Here is a 23,901-nt window from a genome sequence, read left to right as displayed (position 1 = left end):
TCCCCCCATGAGCTTCACCCTGATCGCCGGCCCCTGCGTGATCGAAAGCCCCGAGCTTGTGTTCCAGGTGGCCGAGCGGATGCAGGCGATCGCCGAGCGGCTGGGCATCACCTACATCTTCAAGGCCAGCTTCGACAAGGCCAACCGCAGCTCCGGTGGCTCCTTTCGTGGCCCCGGGGTGAGCGGGGGCCTGGAGGTGCTCAAGGAGGTGAAGCAGCGCTTCGGCCTGCCGGTCCTCACCGACATCCACGAAAGCCAGCAGGCGGCCCAGGTGGCCGAGGTGGTGGATGTGCTCCAGATTCCCGCCTTCCTCTGTCGTCAGACCGACCTGCTGCTGGCAGCGGCCGAGGCGGTGCGCGGCACCGACAAGACCATCAACGTCAAGAAGGGCCAGTTTCTCGCTCCCTGGGACATGGCCCAGGTGGTGACCAAGCTGCGCGAGGCCGGGGTGGAGAACCTCTGGCTCACGGAACGGGGCTCCAGCTTCGGCTACAACACCCTGGTCGTCGATTTCCGCAGCCTGCCCCAGCTGCGCGCCCTGGGTTGCCCGGTGATCTTCGATGCCACCCATTCGGTGCAGCAGCCTGGGGGTCGCGGCAGCAGCAGCGGTGGCCAGCGCGAATTCGTGGCGCCCCTGGCGCGGGCAGCGGCCGCGGTGGGCATCGATGGCCTGTTCATGGAAGTGCATCCCGACCCCGACCAGGGCCTCAGCGATGGGCCGAACATGGTGCCCCTCCACCGGGTCGAGCCGTTTCTGGAGCAGCTCCTGGCCATCCGCGCCCCCCTGCAGGAGCAGGGGGAGGCCGTCACGGTGCTGTGAGCGGGTCCCTGGCCTGGCCCTTGCGCCAGCCGGCCCTGCTGGCCTGGCGTTGGCGTGAGCGGCTGAGGGGCCTGCGTCTGCTGGTGCTGGATGTGGATGGGGTGCTCACCGACGGGGGGCTCTGGACGACGGAATCCGGGGAGGTGATCAAGCGCTTCGATGTGCGTGATGGTCTCGGGATCCGCCTGCTGCAGCAGGCGGGACTGGAGGTGGCGCTGCTCAGTGGCGGCAAGAGCGGGGCCACCGAGCAGCGGGCCCGCTACCTGGGCATCAGCCAGTGCCTCACCGGCATCAAGGACAAGCCTGAGGCCCTGGCGCGGCTTCAGGACAGCCTGGGCGTCAGCGCCTCCCAGACGGCCTTTGTGGGTGACGACCTCAACGATCTGGCGGTGCGGCCAGCTGTTGGCCTGCTGCTCTGCCCGGCCGATGCCGTGGCTCCCCTGCGCCGCCGGGCTGATGCGGTGCTCGCTGCCGACGGCGGCAATGGCGCCGTGCGCTCCCTGGCCGAGGCGATCCTGCGGGCACGCGACGAATGGCGGGTGCTGAGCCGTGTCGGCTGGCGTGACCGCAATGGTTGAACGTCTCGCCGGCCTGCGGGAGCGGTTGCGTGCCGGCCTGCGCCAGGCCCTGAGGGCCGGTCGGCTCGGTCCGGTCGGCCGGCTGGAGCGGCTGGACCGGGATGAGTGGCAAGGCCTGGCTGCCTACCGGGGGCTCGTGCATCAGGCCTTCGGCCAGCGGCCCTTCGCTCCCCAGGTGAGCGCCGACCTCTGGGATCGCCATGCCTTCCGCTCTGCGGCCTCCACCAAGCCGTTCTTCAGCCCGGCCCGGCGCGAGCTGGAGAATTCTTCCCATCATTACGGCCACGACATCCAGCTCAAGCGTCATGCGGGCCTGCCGTTGATCGGGGCGCCGCTCCCCCACCTGCTGGAGCACGGCCTCAAGGTGAGCCGTGAGGCCACCTTCGAGAGTCCCCGCCCCTGGACCCGCGGCTACCTCTGCATGGGACCCCTCAGAGCCCGCTGGCTGCGCGAGCGCTTCGGGCTGCCAGCCCATCCGATCGGCCCCTGGATCGCCTATGCCCGGCCACTGCTCAAGGCCGAGGCCATCAGCCAGTTGCGCGCCGAGCTGGGTCCAACCCTGCTGGTGGTGCTGGCCCACAGCTGGGATCAGGTGGAGCGCCGCATGGACCTGGGCCGCTGTGTGGCGGAGGTCCGCGGGCTGATGGAGGCGGGCGGTTATCACTCGCTGATCTGGCTGCGCCACTGGAAGGACCCCGAGCGCCTGCCGCTGCCGCCCGAATGGATCGTGGCCTGCAATGGGCACCGCTCCAACCCCTGGTTCCTCGATGCGATGCGCACGCTGCTGGAGCTCAGCGATGGTCTGGCCAGCAATGCCTTCGGTACCCACCTCGGCTATGGGGTGGCCCTGGGGGCACGGCTGCACTGGATCGAGGCGGAAGCTGAGCAGGACCTCTCGGCCCTGGCCGGAGCCAAGGCCGTGGAGGAGGCCGGCGAGTGGGCCGAACGCCAGCGCCTGAGCGCTCTGCTGCGGCAGGCGCTGGCGTCGGCTGAACCTGGCTCCCAGGACAACGTGCGGCGTCTGCTTGATCCCTACTGGGGCTTCGATGCGCTTCAGCCGGTCCCCGCCCTGCGGGATCTGTTGCTGGACCGCCGCCGGTCCGCTCCCGCCGCCTGAGCCCCTGTGCTGGCCTTTCCGTCGGTTGCTCCGTTCCGCCTCGATCAGGTCACGGCGGCGCCGCTGCTGATGGCTGGCCTCTTCGCTGCCCAGCTGGCCCTGGCGACGGCCCTGGCCTGGGCAGGCGTGCGCCAGCGGGCGGCCTTCTGGTGGATGGCGGCCCTGGCCCTGGTGGCCCTGGTGGGACTGTTCTTCACCCTGGGCAGCTGGGGCAACAGCGACACCACCAAGTTGAGCTACTACTTCAGTTTCGATCTCTCCCGCGTCAAGGGAGAGGCCTTCTGGGTGTTGGTGGCCCCCTGGGTGGTGCGGCTGCCTTACCGAATGTCGGCGGTGCACGGGCTGGTGGTGGCCAGCTACGCCCTGGCGCCGCTGCTGCTGGCCTGGCACTGGCGGGCCCTGGCCTGGGCAGGCTGGTGGAGCCTGTTGCTCTGCTGCAGCCCACTGCTGCGCAATTTTCTTCAGAACGGTGTCAGCCGTCAGGCCCTGGCCACGCTGTTGTTGGTGCCCCTTCTGCTCTGGGCTGGCCGATTGGCACCGCTGCGGCGGCGCTGGGCCGCCCTCGCCGCCCTGCTCTCCCTCACGATGCACACCGCCTTCGCTGGCTCCCTGGCGCTCGCGCTTCTCCCCAGGCTGGCGTTGCTGCGCCCGCAGATGCCGCTCAGGCCAAGGCTGCTCAGGCCCGCTGGCGTTGTTGCTCTACTGGCCCTGGGCGCAGGCCTGGTGCTGCTGGTGGGTCTGGCCCTGCCCACGGCGCTGGAGAAGCTGGGGAGCTACATCCAGCAGGAGAGTTATTTCAACAAGTACCCCCTTGATCAGGCGGTGGGAAGGCTGCAGGCGGCGATGCTGCTGGGGGTGCTGCTCACCTGCTGGTGGCGCCGGCTGAGCTGGCGAACTTTGCTGCGCTGCGGTGTCACCCGTCAGTTGATCCTGTTCGGCCTGCTCTATCACCTGATGCAGTGGTCGGTGCAGGCCGTATGGTTCCCGCAGATCACCAGTCGCCTGGCCGATGTGGTGGGCTTATTCCTATTGGTGGTGTATCTGGCCTGGTTGAACCGTTACCAATGCCATTGGGCGGTGCTGCCAGCCTTGTTTGTCACGCTCGATTACTGGCTGATGGAGCGTCTTCTGCCCTCGCGGCAACTCACCTGCGGCCTGGACGACAACTTCCTCTGCATTCCTGATCGCTGGCCCTGGCAGATCCGCTACTGGGATCTCCCCTCACGCTGATGCTGCCTGCGGCCTTTCCGCTCGACGCTCCCTTCCGGATCGACCAGGTCACCCAGGCCCCAGGGCTGATGGGTGCCCTGTTCCTGGCTCAGGTGGTGATCGCGTTGCTGATGCACCTGGCCGGGGCCCGCCAGCGGCCACGGCTGTGGTGGTCTGCCGCCGGGGTGCTGCTGCTGCTGGTGCTGGTGTTCTTCACCCTGGGCAGCTGGGGCAACAGCGACACCACCCGCTTTTCCCATTACATGGCGGTTGATCCGGAGCGGGGACCACCGGAGCCCCTCTGGCGCCTGCTGCGGCCGTTGCTGTTGCTGCTGCCATACCGCATGGCGGCGGTCCATGGCCTGGTGGCTACTGGATATGCGGCGGCTCCGCTGCTGATGGCCTGGGCCTGGAGGGTGCCCTCCTGGGGCGGCTGGTGGAGCCTGCTGATCTGCTGCAGCCCGATGCTGCGGGGCTTCATGCAGAACGCCCACAGCCGTCAGGCCCTGGCGGTGCTGCTGCTGCTGCCGCTGATGCTCTGGGCGGCTCGGCAGTTCCGCCCCGGGCGTCTCTGGCTGGGACTGGGGGTGATCCTCTCAGCGCTCACCCACAGCACCATCATCTGGAATTTGTTGATCAGCCTCACCCCCCTGGCGATGCGCCTGCCGGAATCGACGGCCCTGGCGGTCGGGCGCTGCCGAAGGTTCTGGGCACTCGCCGGCAGGCGGCGCTGGTTGGTGCTGTTGCTGGTGCTTGCTGGTGGGGGCCTGATCGCCCTGGTGGGGGTCACGGCTTTACGACGGCTTCTGGATTACTCCTCCGATGCCTATTTCAGTGATTATTCGATCCGCAAAATCGTGGGCCGTCTGCAGCGTGCCCTGACCCTGGGCTTCCTGCTGGCCTGCGCCCAGAAGCGCCTCTCGCCCCTGCAGTTGCTGCGCTGCGATCAGACCCGGCTGCTGTTGGTCTTCGGGGTGGGCTATCTGCTGATCCAGGCCTCGGTCACCCACCAGTGGCTGCCGCAGGTGACCAGCCGCCTGGCTGACAGCGTGGCCTTCCTGCTCCTGATCAGCTTCCTGATCTGGCTGAACCACTACGACGCCCACTGGTGTGTCATCCCAGCGCTCTACGTCACGTTCCAGTACTGGTTCGAGGGTCGCATCCTCCCCTCCGCCGGCTTCGATTGCGGTCACAACGACGGCTTTCTCTGCGTGCCCGACCGCTGGCCCTGGCAGGTGCGCTGGTGAGCGGGCCCCGGCTTCACCAGCGCTCTTGATCGAGACACTCACTGCGCAACTCGCGCAGCTTTTCCCCCAGGGCTGGTCCGGCGGGGTATCCCGCCTCCATCAGCTGCCGGGCACTGGTGGGGGAGGCCAGGGAGCGCCAGCGCAGCAACCAGCGCAGCAGCCCCCGCCGCCAGACACCAGGCGGCCCGCTCACCAGCGCCAGGATCACCGCCTCGGGCGTCAGCCCCCCCCGCTCCAGCGCCAGGCTCAGCTGCGCCGGGCTGACGCCTGGCTCAAGGCCGGGCTCCGCGAGCCAGTGGCGCAGCCGCACCAGCCCGCGCAGGGTCAGCTGGCTGCGATGGGGCAGCTGCAGCTGGTCGCCCAGGGCCAGGGGATCCGCCAGGGGGGCCAGCAGCGCCAGCATCAACCACTGCTCCGAAGGCCAGGGCGGCAACTGCGCCAGGGCCAGCAGCCGCTGGGCCCAGTGCAGCCGCCGCCGCCAGGTCCGGTCGTGCTGGAGGCCGGAATCCAGCAGCTCCAGGGCCTGCCACTGCTGCAGCAGCTCCAGGGCCCGCGGCCATGGCTCGCGTCCGAGCAGCAGCTCCAGCTCCTTGCGCAGGCGGCTGCCGAGGGAGGGGGGCACACCCGGACTGCCGCTGGGGTTGGCCTTACCCCGGCGCCAGGGCCAGGCCGCCAGGGTGTGATGCCACTGTGCAAGGGCCTCGGGGGCCAGCTCCAGGCCCAGCCGGGCGCTGTAGCGGGCCGCCCGCACGATCCGGGTGGGATCGTCCTGAAGGCTGTGCCCATGTAGGAAGCGCAGGCGCCGGGCCGCCAGATCCTCACGGCCGCCGAAGGGGTCCAGCAGCTGACTTTCGAGGACGTCGGCGTGGGCCGCCTCGGCCTGCTCCAGCTGCTCGGCATCCAGCAGCAGGGCGATGGCGTTGATGCTCAGATCGCGGCGGGCCAGGTCATCGGCCAGGGAGCCATAACTGACGCTGGGATTGGCGCCGGGTTCCGCGTACCACTCCCGCCGGGCGGTGGCCAGATCCAGCAGCACCCCGTCGATGTCCAGTTCGGCGGTGCCGAACTCCTCATGCAGCTGGCATCGGCGCAGGTTGTGGCCCAGCAGCTCGGCCAGCAGGCGGGCGATGCGGTGGGCGGCCGGCGTCCCGGGTTCGGACCCGGGTTGCTCGACCACCAGGTCGAGGTCGGGCAGACCCCGCCAGGGATCCCTGTGAACCCTGTGCAGGAGCAGATCCCGCACGGCCCCGCCCACCAGGGCCACACGCAGGGGGGCAGCGGCTTCGACCACCAGCAGCAGCGCCCGCCGCAGCGGGGGGTCGAGCTGGATCAGCACGGGGTCACCAGACGTCGGGTGAGCCAGGCCATGCGCCGCACCCGCACCAGGCGATGCAGGAATTCCAGGGGATGGCGCCGGTAGCGGGGGTTGTGGGTCCAGAGGGGCCGAAGGCCGAGCCAGACCACCTCGGCGCCGCTCAGGCTGCGGACGCCATAGAGCGCTGAGGTGAGGCCGGCCACCACCAGGCGCCGTCCGGGTGCCGCCCGCTCCAGAGCCCGCACCAGCACCTCCACCGGCACGGCGCTGCGCAACACGGCAACCACCCCGGGGGGTGGTTCGGACCCGAGGCTTCCGGCGGTCGGTGCCTTGGGGTGCTCGATCAGCAGCAGGCGATCCAGCGACGGATCGAAGCCCGGCAGCTGGTCGATCCAGGCCCCGAGCAGCTCCGGCGGCAGACGCGTCCCCGGGAACTGATGGGCCAGGTTGGGCAGGGAGCAAAGCCAGAGCGCACGGTCCGGCCGGGTGGCCGCCAGGCAGTCCTCGACGAACGGCTTGCAGGCCTCACTGAAGCTCGCCACCAGGGCTTCGAACAGCCGCGCCCGGGTGCCGAGCGGCACCGGGTCGATCGGCCCATGGGGACGGTGCCAGCACGGTTGGGCCCCTACGAGCGCGGTGTGCACCCGCCGGCCAGGCTCCCGGATCGGCAGGTTGAGCAGGCTGGGTGGGATCGCCTTCAGCTCGCGGGCACAGCGGTAGTAAAGGCCCAGTCCATCGCCGCAGATCAGCCAGGTGGGGATCTCCAGCTGCTCGCAGGGGTCCCGCTGCACCTGCTGCCACTGGTTGTTGAGGCAGGCCAGGTCGAAGGTGCCCGGCTCGAGGGTTTCCGGCTTCCGGATCAGCTGCACGGAGGCCAGCCGCTGGGAATCCAGCTGGCGCAGCTGCTCCAGCCAGCGCTCGATCGCCCTGTGCTGCTCGGCCAGGCGCAGGGGATCCCAGGTGATGGCCCCGGTGAGCAGCACGGAAATCTCCGCGGCACCGCCGCGCAGCTCCGGCCGCTCCAGCACTACCGCCAGTTGGTTGGCCAGGTGGATCAGCCCTCCGCTGAGCACCAGCACCCTGGGAGGCGGGCTCACAGGGGCTCGATCGGGGCCAGGCGCGGATCGAGGATCTTCGGGCCCATGCCCTCGAACTTCACCGCGATCGAGATCTTCTCGCCGCTGCCGAACAGGTGGGTGATCGTGCCGTCGCCGAAGCTGGCGTGGCGCAACTGATCGCCGATGGACCAGGCCCGCGCCGGCGCCCGGCGCCTCACCGCATTGGTGGGGGCCGAAGCGCTGCCGCCGGCGGCCACCCGCTGGCTCTCCTCGCGGTCCACCCGGGTGAGGCGATCCAGCCGCTGCTCCCGCCGGATGGCGGCGCCACCGCTCTGGGGGATGTCGCCCTGCACCAGCTCAGGCGGCAGCTCCGACAGGAACACCGACGGCACCGCCGGCTCGCGCATGCCGCCCCACAGCCGCCGCTCACTGGCGTGGGAGAGGAACAGCCGCTCCTTGGCGCGGGTGATGCCCACGTAGCAGAGGCGCCGCTCCTCCTCCAGGGCGGAGGGATCCTCCAGGGAGCGGTAGCTGGGGAACAGCCCCTGCTCCAGCCCCACCAGGCAGACCACCGGAAACTCCAGCCCCTTGCTGGCGTGCAGGGTCATCAGGGTGACGCGGTCGGCGGCGGTGTCCTTGCTGTCGGCGTCGCTGGCCAGGGCGGCGGAGGCCAGGAAACCCTCCAGCGACCCCTCCTCGTTCTCTTCCTGGTATTGCAGGGCGGCGTTCACCAGTTCCTGCAGGTTGCGCCGCCGCTCCTCGGCCTCATCGGTGCCTTCGGTGATCAGTTCGGCCAGGTAGCCGCTCTGCTCCATCACCCGCTGCACCAGCTCCGCTGGGGGCGCGTCCTGGATGCGGCCGCTGAGATCACTGATCAGTTCGCTGAACTGCAGCAGCCCCTTGGCGGAGCGACCGGCCAGGGAGCGCACGGCCTCCGCATCGTTCACCACCTCCCACAGCGGCAGTCCCAGCTGGGCGGAGGCATCGCTGAGGCGCTGCACGGTGGTCTTGCCGATGCCGCGGCGCGGAACGTTCAGCACTCTCAACAAGCTGACGCTGTCGGCCGGATTGACCAGCAGCCGCAGGTAGGCGAGCACGTCCTTGATCTCGCGCCGGTCGTAGAAGCGCAGCCCGCCCACCACGATGTAGGGGATGCCCCAGCGCACCAGCGACTCCTCCATCGCCCGGCTCTGGGCATTGGTGCGGTAAAGGATTGCCATGTCGCCCCAGCTCAGCTCGGGGTGGGCCGCCTCGAGCATTCGCAGCCGGTGAACCACCGCCTCGGCCTCGGCGATCTCGTCGTCGCAGCGGGTGAGGGTGATCAGCTCGCCTTCGCCGCGGGTGGGGCGCAGCACCTTGTCGATGCGCTCGCTGTTGTGGGCGATCAGGGCGTTGGCCGCCTCCAGGATCGTGGCGGTGGAGCGGTAGTTCTCCTCCAGCTTCACCATCGTGCGGGTGTCCTCGTCGCTGGCCCGGTCGCCGAAGTCGTCCTGGAAGCCCATCAGGATCGTGAAATCAGCTGCCCGGAAGCTGTAGATGCTCTGGTCGGCGTCGCCCACGACGAACACCGAGCGCCCGCCCCAGTCGTTGAAGGTCTCGGGGTCGCGGCCGCCCGTCACCAGCAGCTTGATCAGGTCGTACTGGGTGCGGTTGGTGTCCTGGTACTCATCCACCAGCACATGGCGGAAGCGGCCGTGCCAGTAGTGGCGCACCTGCTCGTTGCTCTGCAGCAGTTGCACTGGCAGCAACAGCAGGTCGTCAAAGTCGAGGGCGTTGTTGGCGGCCAGGGCACGGCGGTAGAGCCGGTAGGCCTCGGCCTCCTTGCGGCCACGCATCCCCTCGGCCTTCGCCTCCATCACATCCGGCAGCCAGCCCTGGTTCTTGGCGTTGCTGATCGCCCAGCGCACCTTCTTGGGCTCGAAGCGCTTGGGGTCGAGCCCCAGCTCCTGGGTGACGATCTCCTTGACCAGGGTCTGGGCGTCGGATTCGTCGTAGATGGAGAACTGGCGGGTCCAGGTGAGCCCTTCCGGATCCTTGTACTTGTCGATGTCGAAGCGCAGCAGCCGCGCGAACAGGGCGTGGAAGGTGCCGATCCAGAGCTCCTTGGTCACCTCCCGGTAGATGCGGTTGCGCAGCTGCCGCTGCTGCTGGGGCTGCAGGGTGCTGAAGGGCTGGCCGAACTGGCTGCCGGCCAGCCGCTGGGCCAGCAGCAGCTCCAGCCGCTCCTTCATCTCCCGTGCCGCCTTGTTGGTGAAGGTGACCGCCAGCAGCTGATGGGGATCGACGCCGTGGTGGCCGATCAGATGGGCGATGCGGTGGGTGAGGGCCCTGGTCTTGCCGCTGCCAGCCCCGGCCACCACCAGCAGGGGGCCGTTGTGGTGATCGACTGCCCGCCGCTGGGCGTCGTTGAGGCCGGCGAGGAAGCTCATCAGAGGAACTGTATCGGCGCCTCAAGGCGCACCGGGCCCAGTCCCGCCGCTCCCTGACCTGGGCTTGGACAAGACTGCCCTCGACGAGTGCCTGCCCGAGTGTGTCCTTGCTTCGAAGGCCAGTGACGCGCTCCGAGGCCACCGCGATCGCCATCCAGGCTGCCGCCGATCTGGTGTTCCTGCTGGCCTGGCTGGCGGCCGGGATCGTCCTGGCGATCTGGAACGACAGCGCGGTTGTTCTCAACACGGACAGCTCGGCGCCGATCACCCAGCTGCTGTTGCTGGCTCAGGGCCGGGTGGCCAGCCTCCAGGAGCTTCGGCTGGCCAGGATCCCCAGCTTCTTCCCGGATCTGCTGATCCTCAGGGCAGGGATCCAAGGGATGGCAGGTCGGGAAGCCATCGATGGTCTTCAGGCCGGCTACGCCATTGTCATGGCCTCCCTGCTGATGGGAGTACAGGGAGCGCTGATCGGCCTGACCACCAGCCTCAGTCGCTGGAGGACACAGCTGTTCACTGTGCTCGGAACGTTCGTCCTGATTCAGGTCAGCCCCCTCTATCGCGAAGCGGTCGGACTGACCCTGACCCCCGTTCACCACGGCGGCAACGTCATCAACACCCTGCTGGCTCTGGTCTTGCTTGCCGTCATCGTCAGGAGCGCATCGACATTGCGATCCCGCATTGCCGTGTCGGCTCTGGTGGCACTGGTTCTGGTCGGCACCCTGTCCAATGTCCTGATGCTGTTCACGGCCGTCGCTCCAGTGTGTATCGCGCTCACGCTTGTTCTGCTCCGCTCTTCCCCGTGGAGCGGGGGGGGGGGTGATCGCACCGATCATGTCCCGAATTGGCTTCGGACCCGAGGCAGGACCATCCAGGTGTCGCTGCTGGCGGCTGCCCTGCTCGGGGTGATTGCTGCTCGCGCCTTCAACCTGCAGTGCACGTTGAGTTTGAGTGTCTTTCCGGCCAGCAATCTGCTGGCGGAGTACCGGGGCTCGCCGGTTGTACTCCTCGCCACGGCCCTGGGCCTGATCCTGCTGCTTCGGGCCGTGATCTCCCACCACCGAACCAGGCAGGCAGTTGTTGTGGGTGTGGCTTCCCCTGACCCGGCCCAAGGGCCTGTGGCTCTGGCCGTCGCCCTGTCGGCCCTGAGTCCCTATGCCTACACCTGGTTCCTTCCCGATACACCGCGGCGCTACTTCCTCAGCCTGCCCTTCCTGCTGCTTGTCATGATCGCGATGCTCGCGTCCGCAGCCACAGCCAGGCAGTGGCGCGGAACGGCGACGGCCTCTCCGCTGGCCAAGGCGCGGCGAATCCGATCCCTCGGTGCCTTCATGGCCATTCTCTGCGCCCTGCCCATCGCCTACGCCATGTTGAAAGTGTCTTCTTCCGCTCTGGCTGCCCGCTTCCAGCTGCGGTACGACTCAGGCGACAGGGTCATGCTGGAACGGTTGGCCTCCCTTGGGCATCACAGGGGCCTCTCCGACTTCTGGGGTGCCCATCTCACGGTGATCTCCCGTGGCAGCGTTGAAGTGCAGCCCATCAACAAGGACGGTGAACCCGATCTCTGGGCGCACAATCGGGAGGCGTTCCTTGTGGAACCTTCGCAGGCCAATGAAGCGATTCTGCCGGCGCGGATTGTGGACTTTAGCTTCGTGTATCTGAGGGTCGACAAGGAGGAACCCAGCCTCATCGAGGCCAAGGATGTCCTCGCCGCCTATGGACCGCCTTCGGGGCGGCTGGGATGCTCGAAGGATGGTTCCGGGCCGTGCGTCCTGCTGTACGGCGACTCCAGCCGCCTGCGTGACGTTCTTGGCGGAAAGCTCTCGACCTTCAGAAACCGCTGCCGTGATGGAAACGTCCTTTGAAGCCCCTGGCCAGCATCCTCACGACGCAAGGCTGATCTGGCCTAGGCCGATCGAAGCCCGGCCCTTACTCTGACTGCCTTGTGATGTCCGATGGGATCGGCCCCGATGGAACAGTCCTCCTCTTTCATCGAAAATCCCAGCCCGATCCCCATCTTCATCGGCTACGATCCGCGCGAGCGGGCCGCCACCACGGTTCTGATCGACAGCCTGTACCAGCACAGCAGTGCACCGCTGGCGATCACACCCCTGGTGACTCCCCAGCTGGAGCGGCAGGGTCTCTACCGGCGGGAGCGGGATCCCAAGCAGAGCACGGCCTTCTCCTTCACCCGCTTCCTGGTGCCCGCCCTGATGGGCTATCAAGGCTGGGCCATCTTCATGGACTGCGACATGCTCTGCCGCGGCGATATCGCCGAGCTCTGGGCCGAGCGCAGCGATGATTACGCCCTGATGTGTGTGCAGCACGAGCATGTGCCGGCGGAAACCGTGAAATTCCTTGGTGAGGTGCAGAGCGCCTACCCGAAGAAGAACTGGAGCTCCCTGATGCTGCTCAATTGCGACCGTTGCCAGGCGCTCACCCCCGACTACGTGAACAGCGCCAGCGGCCTGGAGCTGCACCGCTTCCACTGGCTGGCCGGCGACCACGAGATCGGCGGCCTCGACGGCCGCTGGAACCATCTGGTGGACGTCCAGGCCGCCCCGACGGCCGCAGTTGCCGAAGGAGGCCCCACCCTGCTGCACTGGACCCTGGGGGGGCCCTGGTTCCGGGAGCAGCGCACCATGGGTGGTCCGCTGGCGGCGGAATGGTTCTCCGCCCGCGACGACGCCCTCAAGCTCTGGGACTGACCCGTTGACAGCGCGCGCAACGCAGCCGACGGTGCCGGGGCTGAGCGTGGTGACGGTCTGCATGAACCGCCGCCACCACCTGCTGCACTCGGCCGCCGCCCTCAGCCGCTGGCCCCACCACCAGGAACACCTGATCGTGGACTGGAGCAGCGCCGAGCCCCTGCGCCGCGAGGACCTGCCCGACGATCCCCGTCTGAGGCTGCTGCGCGTCGAGGGGGAGAGGCGCTGGAACCTCTGCCGTGCCTACAACTTCGCCATTGCCCAGGCCCGGGGCTCCCTGTTGCTGAAGCTTGATGCGGATTGCTGGCCGAGTGAGCGCTTCGATCCCGCCGCCGCCGGGCTGAGGGTGGCCCTCGAAGCCCCTGACACCGCTCTGGAGGACGGCGACCAGTCAATTCTCTGCGCCCTTGGCAGTGGCCCCGAGGGCCGCAAGGGTCAGGTTCTGATGGCCCGCTCCCTGCTGACGGCCGTGGGTGGCTACAACGAAGTGCTGGTGGGCTACGGCTTCGACGACAAGGACCTGGCGGCGCGGCTGGTGCAGCGGCTCGGGGTGGAGCCGGCCCGAATCCCCTCCGACTGGCTGGAGGTGATCCCCCACTCCGATCAGGAGCGGGCCGAGCAGGCCGCGGCCGCTGGCCCATTTGGGCTGCGGCGCTCCCAGGGGTTTGCCGCCATGCGGGCCTCACGCCTGGCCAACCGGTTGCTGGCGGCCCAGCACCCCTGGGGACGGCGTTCGCGGGCCTCCCGCTATGGGGAGCAGGCCCCGGGGGTGTGGCGGCTGGAGCCAGGCAGCCTCCCCCGCCCCTCCCCGGCACTGCAGGAGGAGGTGGAGAACGCCCGGCGCATGACCTTCTGGGGCACCTTCCTGGCGATTCCGGAGGTGTTCCTCGAGCAGATGCCTTACCCCCTGGTGCCCCCGGCGCGGGGCGGACCCTGGCCGGTGCGCTGGTGGCATCGCCTCTACTGGCTCAGCTGTCGCCAGCTGCTGCAACTGCCTGTGTTCGCCCTGGCCCTGGTGCGCGAGGCCCTCCAATGGGCCCGGCAGCGGCGGGAACGCCGCTGAATCCCGTCCGTACATTGAGCGTGCCATCGCCCGTGGGCGCGATCCCCTCCCTCAGCCTGGTCACCGTCTGCATGAACCGGCAAGAGCACCTGCTGCGCTCCGCCGCTGCGGTGGCTGCCTGGCCCCACCACGAGGAGCACCTGGTGGTGGATTGGAGCAGCGATGAGCCCCTGCGCCGCTCCGATCTGCCGCCCGATGGGCGCCTTCGTCTCCTGCGCGTCGAGGGTGAGAGGCGCTGGAACCCCTCCCGCGCCTACAACTTCGCCCTCGCCCAGGCCCGGGGAGATTGGTTGATCCGCATGGACGCCGACTGCTGGCCCACGGCCGGCTTCGATCCGGAGGAGTTGCTGGCGGATGGCCCCCTCTGGGTCGGAAGCGGCACCGAGGGTCGCTATGGCCAGTTCCTGATGACCCGCGAGCGTTTCGAGGCAGTGGGAGGCTTCAACGAGTGCATGCGTGGCTGGGGCTTCGAGGACAAGGACCTGCGCGGGCGCCTGACCTTCCAGCAGGGTTGGTCCCTGGGGGAGATCCCCTTCGCCTCGATCGGGGTGATCACCCACTCCAACGAGGAGCGCATGGGCCAGCCGCGGGCGAATGGCCGCGGCAGTCTGCGCCACAGCCTCGGCCTGGCCACGATGCGGGCCTCCCGTCTCGGCAACCGCCTGGTGGCGGCCCACTGCCCCTGGGGCGCCGCCAGCCGCCGGTCCCGTTATCAAGAGATCCAGCCTGGTCTCTGGCGCCTGGAGCCGGGCAGCCTGCCGAAGCCCCCGGCGGACACCGCCGATGAGATCGATCACGCCCGGCGCATGGCTTTCTGGGGCTGCTTTCTGGCCATCCCCGACATCTTTCTGGAGCGGCTGCCGATCAAGCTGGTGCCCCGAGATCGCCACGGGGTCTGGCCGGTGCGCTGGTGGCATCGCCTCCATTGGCACACGGGCCGGCGGCTGCTGGAGCTGCCGGTCTGGCTGCTCTCGCTCGGCCGGGGCCGCCTGCAGGGGATGAAACGGGTGGCCGGGCGGCCGCTGTGATCCGGCTCACTTTCGTCTTCAACGCGATCCACCTCGAGGCCGCACGGCGCCTGCGGCGGGGGGCGGCGCCGGAACCATGGGTGCGGCGGACGTGGGCCATGCCCGTGCTGCAGGTGCTGGTGCTCGAAGGCAGCCGCCTACGCCTGGAGCCCGACGACCGGCAGCTCTGGCCCCTGCGTCTGCGGATCCAGCCGACGGTGATGGTGGCCCTGGCCCTGTTCACCACTCTCGGGCTCGTGGGCGAAGTGCGTCTGCCCCACCTGCGTGGCGCGGGCCGCGCCCTGCGTTGGCTGGTGGGTCGTTGTCCCCGCCTGCTCCTGCTCGATGACGGCCTCGATCAGTACCGCGCCCAGCCCCGGGCCCTCGATCCCGGCCGTTTCCCACTGGGAACCCCGCTGGCCCTCTTCTCGGACCAGCGTGATGGCCGGGCCCCCTGGTGCGAGCGCTTCCATGTGCTGGAGCTCGGGCCGCTCTACCTGGCCGCCCCGTGTCCCATTCCGTTGTCCGTTGCCCCCCCGGTCGGCGTAACGCCGGGCACCTTGATCGTGGATTCCCCCGGGGTGGAGCGGCTGATGGCCACAGCGGAGCGACTGCCCCGGCCCTGGCTGGTGCTGCCCCACCCGGTGCGCTCGAAACGATCCTGGCGGTTGCCGTGTACAGCCACCCCAGAGGGGAGTGAAGCCCTGATCGCGCTCGAGCAGCGCATCGCCCGCTGCTCCGGCTTGATCGTGGTGGGGGAGAGCATGGCCCTCTTGGCGGCTCTGGCCCTGCGTCCGGCCGGATCGCCACTGCTGGTGGCCCTGCCGACCAGCTGCGATCCCCACCTGCGCGGCTTGGTGACTCGCCTGGCCAGCCGGAATCAGGCGGTGAGTCTGGTCTGATCCGGCTCGGCTCAGGCCAGCTGCCGCAGCAGGTCCTCCACCGCGCGGCCGGTGTCCGCCCAGCGGAAGCGGGCGGCCTGCAGCAGGCCCGCCTCCCCCAGCTGGGCGGCCAGAGACGGCTGCTGGATCAGGGCCTCCATCGCCGCCCCGATCGCGCCCACCTGGCGGGGATCCACCCGCAGGGCCGCCTCTCCCACCACCTCCGGCAGGGCCCCGGCCTCGGCGGCGATCACGGGGGCGCCGCAGGCCATCCCCTCCAGGGCCGGCAGCCCGAAGCCCTCCCAGAGGCTCGCCATCACCAACCCGCGGCAGCGGTTGAGCAGGTCCAGCCGATCCTGGTCGCTTACCCAGTTGCTCCAGTCGCAGCGGCCGGCGATGCCCAGCTCGCTGGCCAGGCGCCTTAGCCGGGGGGTGTAGCGGGGATCCTGGGGGCCCACCAGGGCCAGGCGGTGGTCGCGGTCGCGCAGCCCCGCGAAGGCCCGCAGCACCCGCTCCAGATTCTTGTGGGGGTCGTGGCGGCCGAGCACCAGAAAAAACGGCTGCCGCTTCAGCCCCAGGGGCCGCAGCAGCCCCGGGCTGAATCCCAGCCGGATCGGCACCAGCCGTTTCGCAGGCACCCCCAGGCGCTGGTGCACCTCCCGGGCCGTGGCTTCGGAGTTGCAGAGCACCCGCACCGCCTGGTGCAGCACCAGCGGCACGTAGGCCAGGTGGTACGCCAGCAGCGGGGTGAGCTGCGGATAGCGCAGGGGCAGCAGGTCGTGAGCGAGCACCAGCGAGCGCACCCCCCGCCCCAGGGGGGCTTCCGGCAGGGGCGAAAGCAGCAGCGGCGCCCCGCTGCGGCGCAGCAGTTTCGGCAGCTCCCACTGGGTCCAGAGCAGCCGGCGCAGGTGGCCGGCGCGGCCGTGCTCGGGCGAGAGATTGGCGGGAATGGCCAGGCTGCCGGGGCGATCGCCGCCGCAGGGATCCAGCAGTGGCACCAAGCCCGGATCCAGGGCCGCCACCAGTTCCCGGGCCACCACGCCGATGCCGGTGGGCCGCCCGCCCAGGTAGCTGCCGTTGAACAGGGCCAGGGGCATCGCCGCACTCATCGTCTTGGGGACACCGCCGGATCGGCGCGGGGGAAGGGAGCCATGGCTTCTGCCATCGCCACCAGCGTCGCCCAGCCGCGTTTCGGCCGCCCCGGCAGCCGCACCAGTGTCATGAGCAGCAGCCGCAGGCTGCGCAGGGCGAGCACCCAGCCGGGCCGGTGGCGGCGCAGGAAGCGCAGATAACTCAGCGTCGACAGCTGCTGGCGCCGTTCGCTGGGGGTCCGGCTGCCCGCGCCGCGCTGATGGGTCACCGCCAGCACCGGCCACCACAGCACCGGGGCGCCCGACGCCGCCAACCGCAGGCAGAGGTCCATGTCCTCGTAATAGAGGGGGAAGGCGGGATCGAAGCGGGCGGGCGGGATGTGGGCGCTGGGCCGGATCACCAGGCTGCAGCCGCTCAGCCAGTCGAGCTGCACCGTTCCGCCCCCGGAGCCGGCAGAGACGGCCTTGGCCAGGGCGGCCTCACCCACCCGGCGGCGGCGGAAGTCGAGGCCGGGATCGATCCAGCCACCGCTGGGTTCGAGCTCGCCGCTTTCGCTGCGCACGGCGGTGCCCAGCAGCGCCCGGGGCGGCAGCTGCGCCAGGGCCAGGCTCAGCCGCTCCAGTTCATCTCCGGCTGGCAGGGCGGTGTCGGGATTGAGCAGCCAGATCCAGCCCCCCCAGCCCCGGCGGGCCAGGTGCTCGAAGCCCCGGTTGCAGCCCGCCCCGAAGCCATCCCCTTCACGCCCCGTCACCAGTTCCAGCTGAAGGTCGCCAGCCGCGGTGAGGTCGCCGGGCCGAAGCGGCGCCGACTCAGGGCTGTTGTCGACCACCAGCCAGCAGAACGGGAGCAGGCTCTGGCGGGCCAGATCGCGCCCCAGTTGCTGCAGGGCGTCGAGGCTGTGGTAAGCCACGCTGAGCACCACGGGCACGAAACCGGGAGGAACGGCAGTGATGAGCGACCCGCGGCTGAGCGCAGCTTCGCAGGAGGGCTCCGGGCAGCCAAGCGGCGAGGCCCCTTGCGGCATCTGTCGCCTCCACGGCGATGGGGAGGCGGCGGCCCGCGACGAAATCCTCCGCCAGGGCCCATGGCTGTTGCGCCATCACCCCCGCCCCGCCCCTCTGGCGGGCTGGCTGCTGCTGGATGCTCGCCGCCATCTCGGCGGTCCGATCGACTTCCAGCCGGACGAGGCCGCGGCCTTCGGTCCGATGCTGCAGCGCTGCAGCGCCCTGGTGCGCACGCTCACCGGCTGTGGGCGGGTGTATGTGATCGCTTTCGGGGAAGGGGCCCGGCACCTGCATGTTCATCTGATTCCCCGCCATGGGGATGACCCCGCCAGCGAAGCCTGGAGGGTGGCCGACCTGTACCGGGCCGTGGCCTCGGGCGAGCGGGCCGCGGCGCCCCAGCGGCAGGTGGAGGAGCTGGTGGATCAGGCCCGGAAGCTCACCGCGGCCTGGCGATAGGCTCCGCAGCAGCGGCCGGCAGCAGCGGTGAACGAGGCGGACCTGCAGCAGGAGGCAGCGGCCCCCTGGCGTTGCCTGGTGGCGGTGCCAGCCCGGCTCGAGTCTTCTCGCCTGCCTAACAAGGTGATGGCCGACATCGGCGGGCAGCCGATGCTGCGGCGGGTGCTGGAGTGCTGCCGGCGCTCGCGGCGGGCCTCAGCGGTGGTGCTCTGCACCGACAGCGATCTGCTGCGCCAGGAGGCAGGCGGCTGGGGTTTCCCCGTGCTGATGACGGCGGCCTCCTGCAGCTCCGGCAGCGACCGCCTCGCTTCGGTGGTGGACGCGCTCATGGCCCAAGCTGCGGCGGCAGTCGCCGGGCCGGACGCTGCCCCGGTTGATCCCGCCCGCACGGTGATCATCAACGTTCAGGGGGATCAGCCTTTCATCGATCCGGCGGTGATCGATGCGATGGCGGAGGCTTTTGCCAGCACCACACCGGCCCCTTCCGTGCTCACACCGGTGTACCGGATGGGGGCGGAGAAGGTGCACAACCCGAATGTGGTCAAGACGCTGCTGGCGGCAGACGGCCGCGCCCTCTACTTCTCCCGCTCGGCCCTGCCCCATGTGCGCGGCGTTGAGCCCGCCGACTGGCCCCAGCACGCGCCCTACTGGGGCCATGTGGGGATCTACGGCTACCGGGGCGATGTGCTGGCGGGCTGGAGCGCCCTGCCCGCCTCTCCGCTGGAGCAGATCGAAAAGCTCGAGCAGCTGCGGCTGATCGAGGCCGGCATCCCGGTGGGCACCTTCCCCGTGGATGGTGATTTCCTCTCTGTGGACACCGCCGAGCAGCTGGAGCAGGCCCGCGCCATCGCGGCGGCCGCTGCCGGCTGAGAGTTCATCTGGCCGACGGGGTCAGGCCCGCCTGCACCAGATCGTGAAGCCGCAGCAACCCCAGCATCGGCCCCCCCTCGCCCAGCACCGGCAGCACACCGATCGGCTTGCGCCGGTTGCGCTCCATCCGCTCGAGTGCCTCCACCGCCAGCAGATCTGCCGCCACGGTGATCGGGTCGATGGTCATCAGATCGGTGGCCCGCAGCTCACCCCACGCGGCGGGTGCGTGCTGCTCCAGGGCCCGGCGCAGGTCGCCGTCGGTGATCAGCCCGGCCAGCAGGGAGTCATTGTCGGCCCGGCGCACCCAGCAGGCTCCCACCCCATCGCCGGTGAGCCCGGCGATCACCTCGCTGAGGCTGGCGCCCTCCTCGAGGGGATGGAGCTTGGCGGTGGGCACCATCAGATCCCCCACGGTGAGGGTGAGTTGCTTGCCCAGGGCTCCAGCTGGATGGTTCAGGGCGAAATCGGCCGGTGAGATGCCGCGCCGCTCCATCCACACCGCCGCCAGGGCATCGCCGATCGCCATCGCCACGGCGGTGCTGGCGGTGGGCGCGAGGTTGAGGGGGCACACTTCCCGGTCGACGGAGCCATCCAGCACCACCTCACAGCCCCGGGCCAGGCTGGAGGCCACCCGGCCCACCAGGGCGATGCGGCCTGTGCCGCGGCGGCGCAGGTGGGGCAGGATCTCCAGCAGCTCCTGGGTCTCGCCGCTGTTGGAGAGCAGCAGCACCACGTCCTCGGGGGCCACCACCCCCAGATCCCCGTGCAGGGCGTCGAGGGGGTTGAGGTAGAGGGCCATCAGCCCGATCGAGGAGAAGGTGGCGGCGATCTTGCGCGCCACGATGCCGCTCTTGCCCACGCCCGTGATCACGAGCTTGGCGCGCTGGTCGGCGCAGCGGTCGAGCAGCACCAGGGCCGCATCCACCTGCTCGGCATCGAGGCGCCCGGCGGCGGCGGCGATGGCGGCCGCCTCTTCCTGCAGACAGCGCGTCAGTGCCGACATCCCAGTGCCCCGCAACTGCTGGGGACTGTATGGCTAGAGGCGGGCCAGGGCGGAGCGCACCTCCCGGTCGGCGTCCTTGCGGCGCTCCTCCTGGCGCTTGTCGTGCAGCTTGCGGCCCTTGGCCAGCCCCAGGGTGAGCTTGATCCAGGAGCCCTTGAGGTGCAGGTTCAGCGGCACCAGAGTGAGACCTTTCTGGTCGAGGGCCACCCGCAGCTTGTCGATCTCGCGGCGGTGGGCCAGCAGCTTGCGGGTGCGCAGGGGCTCGTGGTTGAAGTAGGCACCCGCGTGGCTGTGGGGCGAGATGTGCACGTTGTGCAGCTGCAGTTCGCCGTTGCGGATCAGGCCGAAGCCGTCGCGCAGATTGGCCTTGCCCGCCCGGATCGACTTCACTTCGGTGCCCACCAGCTCGATGCCCGTTTCCAGGGTTTCGAGGATCTCGTATTGATGGCGTGCGAAGCGGTTGTCGGCCAGCAACCGGTTGGAGGCATCCCGTGCTGCTCTGGCCGCCTTCTTGCCCGCGCCTTTGGCCATCGACCTCCCCTCTGCTGAGCTGACCCTATCCACGGCCTGGCCTGCCTACTGTCAGGGCCATGGCGATCGTCTCCTCTGCAGCCGGATCCGGCGCCCAGCCGCCACCGCGGCTGCTGGATCCGCGCCAGCAGAAGACCAGCCCCAGTCAGGATCCGTTTACGGCCGAAGAGGAAGCCCCCCTGCCCAACCGGGAGGACGGGCTGCGGCCGCGGCGCCTGAGTGATTACATCGGCCAGAGCGAGCTCAAGCAGGTGCTGGGCATTGCTGTGGAGGCCACGCGCCAGCGGGCCGAGGCGCTCGATCATGTGCTGCTCTACGGCCCCCCCGGCCTCGGCAAGACCACCATGGCCCTGGTGCTGGCGGAGGAACTGGGGGTTCGCTGCCGCATCACCAGTGCACCCGCCCTGGAGCGCCCGCGCGACATCATCGGTCTGCTGGTGAACCTGCGCCCGAACGAGGTGCTGTTCATCGACGAGATCCACCGGCTCAACCGCGTGGCCGAGGAACTGCTCTATCCGGCGATGGAGGACTTCCGCCTCGATCTCACCGTGGGCAAGGGCACCACCGCCCGAACCCGGGCGGTGCCGCTGGCCCCCTTCACCCTGGTGGGCGCCACCACGCGGGCCGGAGCCCTCAGTTCACCCCTGCGCGACCGCTTCGGGCTGATCCAGCGGCTGGAGTTCTACACCGTCGACGATCTGCAAGCGATCGTCGAGCGGGCCGCCGGGCTGATCGGTCTGGTGCTGGAAGCGGAGGCGGCCGTGGAGGTGGCCCGCCGCTGCCGCGGCACCCCCCGCATCGCCAACCGGCTGCTGCGGCGGGTGCGCGATGTGGCCAGCGTTCAGGGGGAGGCGCGCATCGGCCCGGGCCTTGTGGCCGAGGCCCTCAGCCTGCACCGGGTGGATGACCGTGGCCTCGATGCCAGCGATCGCCGCCTGCTGGAGTTGTTGCTCGGCGGCTACGGCGGTGGCCCGGTGGGCCTCGACACCCTGGCCGCTGGTCTCGGCGAAGACCCGATCACCCTGGAAACCGTGGTGGAGCCGTTTCTGCTGCAGCTTGGCTTTCTGCAACGCACCCCCCGGGGCCGGGTGGCCACCGAGGCGGCACGGCGCCATCTGAGCTGGCCGGAGGCCGCCTGATGCACAACTGGCGTCAGCGTCTCCTGTTCAGCTGCGGAACCGGCTTGCGGGCCATGGGAATGGGCCTGCTAGCGGCCGGTCTGGGGCTGGTTCTGCTGTTGCTGCCGGCACCGGGACCGCTCTGGGCCAGCCCCGCTGCACCAGCGCCGCCTGCAACCCCGCAGCGCTCCCAGCCGTTGCCGCAATTGTTCGAAGCGGCCCTCGGGGCCAGCCGCGAGGGCCGCTTCGGTGATGCCCTGCCCCTCTGGGACCAGGTGCTGGAGCAGGCCCCCAACGATGCCGCGGCCTGGAGCAACCACGGCAACGTGCAACTGGCCCTGGGGCGGGCCGAGGCGGCGATCGCGGATCAGGAGCGGGCGATGGCGCTCGATCCGATCAACCCCGATCCCCACCTCAACCGTGGCACCGCCGAAGAGGCCCTGGGCCAGTGGGACCGGGCCGCCGCCGATTACCACTGGATCCTCGAGCGGAATCCCGAGGAGGCCTCCGCCCTCTACAACCTCGGCAATGTGCAGGGTTCCCTTGGCCATTGGGATCAGGCCAGGGACTGCTTCGAGGCGGCGGCGGCGGCCCGGCCGGGCTTTGCCATGGCCCGCTCAAGCGCGGCCCTGGCCGCCTTTCAGCTTGGGGAGCCGGCCGAGGCGGAGCGGGAACTGCGCAAGCTGGTGCGCCGCTATCCCCTTTTCGCTGACGCGCGGGCGGCCCTCACGGCTCTGCTCTGGCAACAGGGCGCCGCCGGCGAAGCGGAAAGCAACTGGGCGGCGGCCTCAGGCCTGGATCCCCGCTACCGCCAGCCAGAATGGTTGCTGGAGATTCGACGCTGGCCTCCGGGGCCGGTTGAGGCTCTCGAAGATTTTCTCCAGTTGGTCCAGCGATGAGTTCTGCCGCCCCACCCCGTTCCAGCGGCACCGCGGCTGATCTGTGGCAGCGGCTGGATCTGGCCAGGGCTCTGGAGCAGGCCACGCCCGAGCTGATCGGTCTGCGCCGGCATGTCCATGCCCACCCCGAGCTGAGCGGCGCCGAACACCAGACGGCGGCCCTGGTGGCCGGTGAACTGCGCCTGCTCGGTTGGCAGGTGCGCGAAGGGGTCGGCCGCACCGGTGTGGTGGGCGAGCTGGGACCGGTGGGGGCGCCGCTGGTTGCCGTGCGGGTCGACATGGATGCCCTGCCGGTGGAGGAACGGACCGGCCTGGCCTTCGCCTCCAGCCAGCAGGGGTTGATGCATGCCTGTGGGCACGACCTGCACACCGCCGTGGGGCTCGGTGTGGCGCGGCTGCTCGCGCCCCTGGCCGCACAACTGAGCGCGCGGGTGAGGCTGCTGTTCCAACCGGCGGAGGAAACGGCCCAGGGGGCGGCCTGGATGCTGGCCGATGGCGCCATGGAGGGTGTGCAGGCCCTGTTCGGGCTGCATGTGTTCCCCAGCCTGGAGGTGGGAACGATCGGGGTGCGCAGCGGCAGCCTCACCGCCGCCGCCGGCGAACTGGAGGTGGAGGTGCTGGGGGAAGGGGGCCATGGGGCCCGGCCCCACCAGTCGACGGATGCGATCTGGATCGCGGCCCGGGTGGTGAGTGGCCTGCAGGAGGCGATCAGCCGCCGGCTCGATGCCCTGCACCCGGTGGTGGTGAGCTTCGGGCGGATCGAGGGGGGCAAGGCGTTCAACGTGATCGCCGACCATGTGCGCCTGCTGGGCACAGTCCGCTGCCTGGACACCACCGTGCACGCCGAGCTGCCGGGCTGGATCGAGGACACCGTCCACGCCATCTGCCGGGGGTACGGCGGCGAGGCCCGCGTGAGCTACCGCTGCATTTCGCCACCGGTGCACAACGACCCCGGCCTCACCGACATCGTCGAAGAAGCCGCTCAGGCCCTGCTGGGCCACCAGCAGGTGCTGCGCCTGGATCAACCGTCTCTGGGGGCCGAGGACTTCGCTCAGCTGCTCAGCGCCGCGCCGGGCTCGATGTTCCGGCTGGGGGTGGCGGGGGCCAAGGGCTGCGCGGCCCTGCACAACGGCGCCTTCAATCCCGATGAGGGTTCCCTGGCCGTGGGCGTGCAGGTGCTCACCCTCAGCCTGCTTCTCTGGATGGAGCGCCAGGCTTGAGCCGCTCCCGTCCTGCCCTGAGGATGGTGCTGGCCCTTTCGGCCCCGCTGCTGATCCTGCTGGCGCTGGTGAGCATGGCCTCCCGCCGCGGCAACCAGCGGCTCGAGGCGGTGCCAGCCCTGCTGATCGGTAGCGGGCTGCTGGTGAGCAGTGGCGTGCGCCGGGCCCGGCGGCGGCGGACTCTGCTGGAGGCGCTGCAGCAGGCGACACCGGCGCAGGCCCCTGGCAGCGGTCGCGTGAACGGCGTGGGAGGGTGAAGCCACCCCAACCCTGAGTCCA

23 protein-coding genes are annotated in these 23,901 nt (G+C 69.9%); 16 read left to right on the top strand and 7 right to left on the bottom strand.

What is annotated here, in order from left to right; all coding sequences use genetic code 11:
• Positions 1–7 precede the first annotated feature (7 nt).
• The 5 genes from kdsA to WH5701_RS11295 are packed head-to-tail and all read left to right on the top strand — an operon-like array spanning position 8 to position 4,971.
• Positions 8–820 (top strand): 3-deoxy-8-phosphooctulonate synthase, encoded by an 813-nt coding sequence (gene kdsA, locus WH5701_RS11315; RefSeq protein WP_006172517.1) that lies wholly within the window; start codon positions 8–10, stop codon positions 818–820.
• Positions 817–1,398: an HAD family hydrolase gene (locus tag WH5701_RS11310; protein WP_006172516.1), complete on the top strand. Its 582-nt coding sequence runs from the start codon at positions 817–819 to the stop codon at positions 1,396–1,398. The genes kdsA and WH5701_RS11310 overlap by 4 nt, the downstream gene beginning before the upstream one ends.
• Positions 1,391–2,515: a hypothetical protein gene (locus WH5701_RS11305; protein WP_006172515.1), complete on the top strand. Its 1,125-nt coding sequence runs from the start codon at positions 1,391–1,393 to the stop codon at positions 2,513–2,515. Before WH5701_RS11310 ends, WH5701_RS11305 begins: the two co-directional genes overlap by 8 nt.
• 6 nt (positions 2,516–2,521) lie before the next feature.
• Positions 2,522–3,745, top strand: a complete 1,224-nt coding sequence (locus tag WH5701_RS11300; protein ID WP_006172514.1) for a hypothetical protein — start codon at positions 2,522–2,524, stop codon at positions 3,743–3,745.
• Entirely contained in the window at positions 3,745–4,971 is a 1,227-nt protein-coding gene (locus WH5701_RS11295) for a hypothetical protein (protein WP_006172513.1), read from the top strand. Before WH5701_RS11300 ends, WH5701_RS11295 begins: the two co-directional genes overlap by 1 nt.
• Positions 4,972–4,984: 13 nt before the next feature.
• Here the strand turns inward: WH5701_RS11295 and WH5701_RS11290 are convergent, their stop codons facing one another.
• From WH5701_RS11290 to WH5701_RS11280, 3 genes are read right to left on the bottom strand one after another with little or no spacing between them, the layout of a single operon-like run.
• A complete protein-coding gene (locus WH5701_RS11290; protein ID WP_006172512.1) occupies positions 4,985–6,307 on the bottom strand; it encodes a CCA tRNA nucleotidyltransferase in 1,323 nt (440 codons plus the stop codon).
• Entirely contained in the window at positions 6,301–7,383 is a 1,083-nt protein-coding gene (locus tag WH5701_RS11285; RefSeq protein ID WP_006172511.1) for a hypothetical protein, read from the bottom strand. Before WH5701_RS11285 ends, WH5701_RS11290 begins: the two co-directional genes overlap by 7 nt.
• Entirely contained in the window at positions 7,380–9,773 is a 2,394-nt protein-coding gene (locus WH5701_RS11280; RefSeq protein ID WP_006172509.1) for a UvrD-helicase domain-containing protein, read from the bottom strand. Before WH5701_RS11280 ends, WH5701_RS11285 begins: the two co-directional genes overlap by 4 nt.
• A gap of 122 nt (positions 9,774–9,895) precedes the next feature.
• On the opposite strand from WH5701_RS11280, the gene WH5701_RS11275 reads away from it, so the two are divergent.
• The 5 genes from WH5701_RS11275 (at position 9,896) to WH5701_RS11255 (ending at position 15,450) form a co-directional block, all read left to right on the top strand.
• Positions 9,896–11,635: a hypothetical protein gene (locus WH5701_RS11275; RefSeq protein WP_006172507.1), complete on the top strand. Its 1,740-nt coding sequence runs from the start codon at positions 9,896–9,898 to the stop codon at positions 11,633–11,635.
• Positions 11,636–11,740: 105 nt separating this feature from the next.
• On the top strand, positions 11,741–12,478 hold the full coding sequence (locus WH5701_RS11270; RefSeq protein ID WP_050751529.1) for a glycosyltransferase: 738 nt from the start codon (positions 11,741–11,743) through the stop codon (positions 12,476–12,478).
• Positions 12,479–12,482: 4 nt separating this feature from the next.
• Positions 12,483–13,541 (top strand): glycosyltransferase family 2 protein, encoded by a 1,059-nt coding sequence (locus WH5701_RS11265; RefSeq protein ID WP_232201872.1) that lies wholly within the window; start codon positions 12,483–12,485, stop codon positions 13,539–13,541.
• A 20-nt stretch (positions 13,542–13,561) separates the two neighbouring features.
• The gene (locus WH5701_RS11260) at positions 13,562–14,569 is read left to right on the top strand and encodes a glycosyltransferase family 2 protein (RefSeq protein WP_232201871.1); all 1,008 of its coding nucleotides are present in this window, start codon (positions 13,562–13,564) and stop codon (positions 14,567–14,569) included.
• Positions 14,566–15,450: a hypothetical protein gene (locus WH5701_RS11255; RefSeq protein ID WP_006172500.1), complete on the top strand. Its 885-nt coding sequence runs from the start codon at positions 14,566–14,568 to the stop codon at positions 15,448–15,450. The genes WH5701_RS11260 and WH5701_RS11255 overlap by 4 nt, the downstream gene beginning before the upstream one ends.
• A gap of 11 nt (positions 15,451–15,461) precedes the next feature.
• Here the strand turns inward: WH5701_RS11255 and WH5701_RS11250 are convergent, their stop codons facing one another.
• On the bottom strand, positions 15,462–16,526 hold the full coding sequence (locus WH5701_RS11250; protein ID WP_232201870.1) for a glycosyltransferase family 1 protein: 1,065 nt from the start codon (positions 16,524–16,526) through the stop codon (positions 15,462–15,464).
• 8 nt (positions 16,527–16,534) lie between these two features.
• On the bottom strand, positions 16,535–17,449 hold the full coding sequence (locus WH5701_RS11245; RefSeq protein WP_006172491.1) for a glycosyltransferase family 2 protein: 915 nt from the start codon (positions 17,447–17,449) through the stop codon (positions 16,535–16,537).
• A 22-nt stretch (positions 17,450–17,471) separates the two neighbouring features.
• On the opposite strand from WH5701_RS11245, the gene WH5701_RS11240 reads away from it, so the two are divergent.
• Together WH5701_RS11240 and kdsB are read left to right on the top strand one after the other, a co-directional pair.
• Positions 17,472–17,981 (top strand): HIT family protein, encoded by a 510-nt coding sequence (locus WH5701_RS11240; RefSeq protein ID WP_006172489.1) that lies wholly within the window; start codon positions 17,472–17,474, stop codon positions 17,979–17,981.
• Positions 17,982–18,008: 27 nt separating this feature from the next.
• Positions 18,009–18,851 (top strand): 3-deoxy-manno-octulosonate cytidylyltransferase, encoded by an 843-nt coding sequence (gene kdsB / locus WH5701_RS11235; protein WP_006172487.1) that lies wholly within the window; start codon positions 18,009–18,011, stop codon positions 18,849–18,851.
• 4 nt (positions 18,852–18,855) lie between these two features.
• Here kdsB and WH5701_RS11230 read toward each other — a convergent pair whose 3' ends face one another.
• Entirely contained in the window at positions 18,856–19,854 is a 999-nt protein-coding gene (locus WH5701_RS11230) for an SIS domain-containing protein (RefSeq protein WP_006172485.1), read from the bottom strand.
• A 33-nt stretch (positions 19,855–19,887) separates the two neighbouring features.
• Entirely contained in the window at positions 19,888–20,385 is a 498-nt protein-coding gene (gene smpB, locus WH5701_RS11225) for an SsrA-binding protein SmpB (protein WP_006172484.1), read from the bottom strand.
• Between the two features lie 59 nt (positions 20,386–20,444).
• Here smpB and ruvB point away from each other — a divergent pair, with 59 nt between their 5' ends.
• From ruvB to WH5701_RS11205, 4 genes are read left to right on the top strand one after another with little or no spacing between them, the layout of a single operon-like run.
• Positions 20,445–21,524, top strand: a complete 1,080-nt coding sequence (ruvB, locus tag WH5701_RS11220; RefSeq protein WP_006172483.1) for a Holliday junction branch migration DNA helicase RuvB — start codon at positions 20,445–20,447, stop codon at positions 21,522–21,524.
• Positions 21,524–22,402, top strand: a complete 879-nt coding sequence (locus WH5701_RS11215; protein ID WP_006172482.1) for a tetratricopeptide repeat protein — start codon at positions 21,524–21,526, stop codon at positions 22,400–22,402. Before ruvB ends, WH5701_RS11215 begins: the two co-directional genes overlap by 1 nt.
• Positions 22,399–23,622, top strand: coding sequence for an amidohydrolase (locus WH5701_RS11210; protein ID WP_006172481.1), 1,224 nt, complete (start codon positions 22,399–22,401; stop codon positions 23,620–23,622). Before WH5701_RS11215 ends, WH5701_RS11210 begins: the two co-directional genes overlap by 4 nt.
• Positions 23,619–23,879, top strand: a complete 261-nt coding sequence (locus WH5701_RS11205) for a DUF3188 domain-containing protein (RefSeq protein WP_255143606.1) — start codon at positions 23,619–23,621, stop codon at positions 23,877–23,879. Before WH5701_RS11210 ends, WH5701_RS11205 begins: the two co-directional genes overlap by 4 nt.
• Positions 23,880–23,901 lie beyond the last annotated feature (22 nt).

This window comes from Synechococcus sp. WH 5701 (genome assembly GCF_000153045.1).
Taxonomy (GTDB): domain Bacteria; phylum Cyanobacteriota; class Cyanobacteriia; order PCC-6307; family Cyanobiaceae; genus Regnicoccus_A; species Regnicoccus_A antarcticus.
Note: the sequence above shows the minus strand (reverse complement) of the source record. Positions and strands in the feature narration are given on the sequence as shown.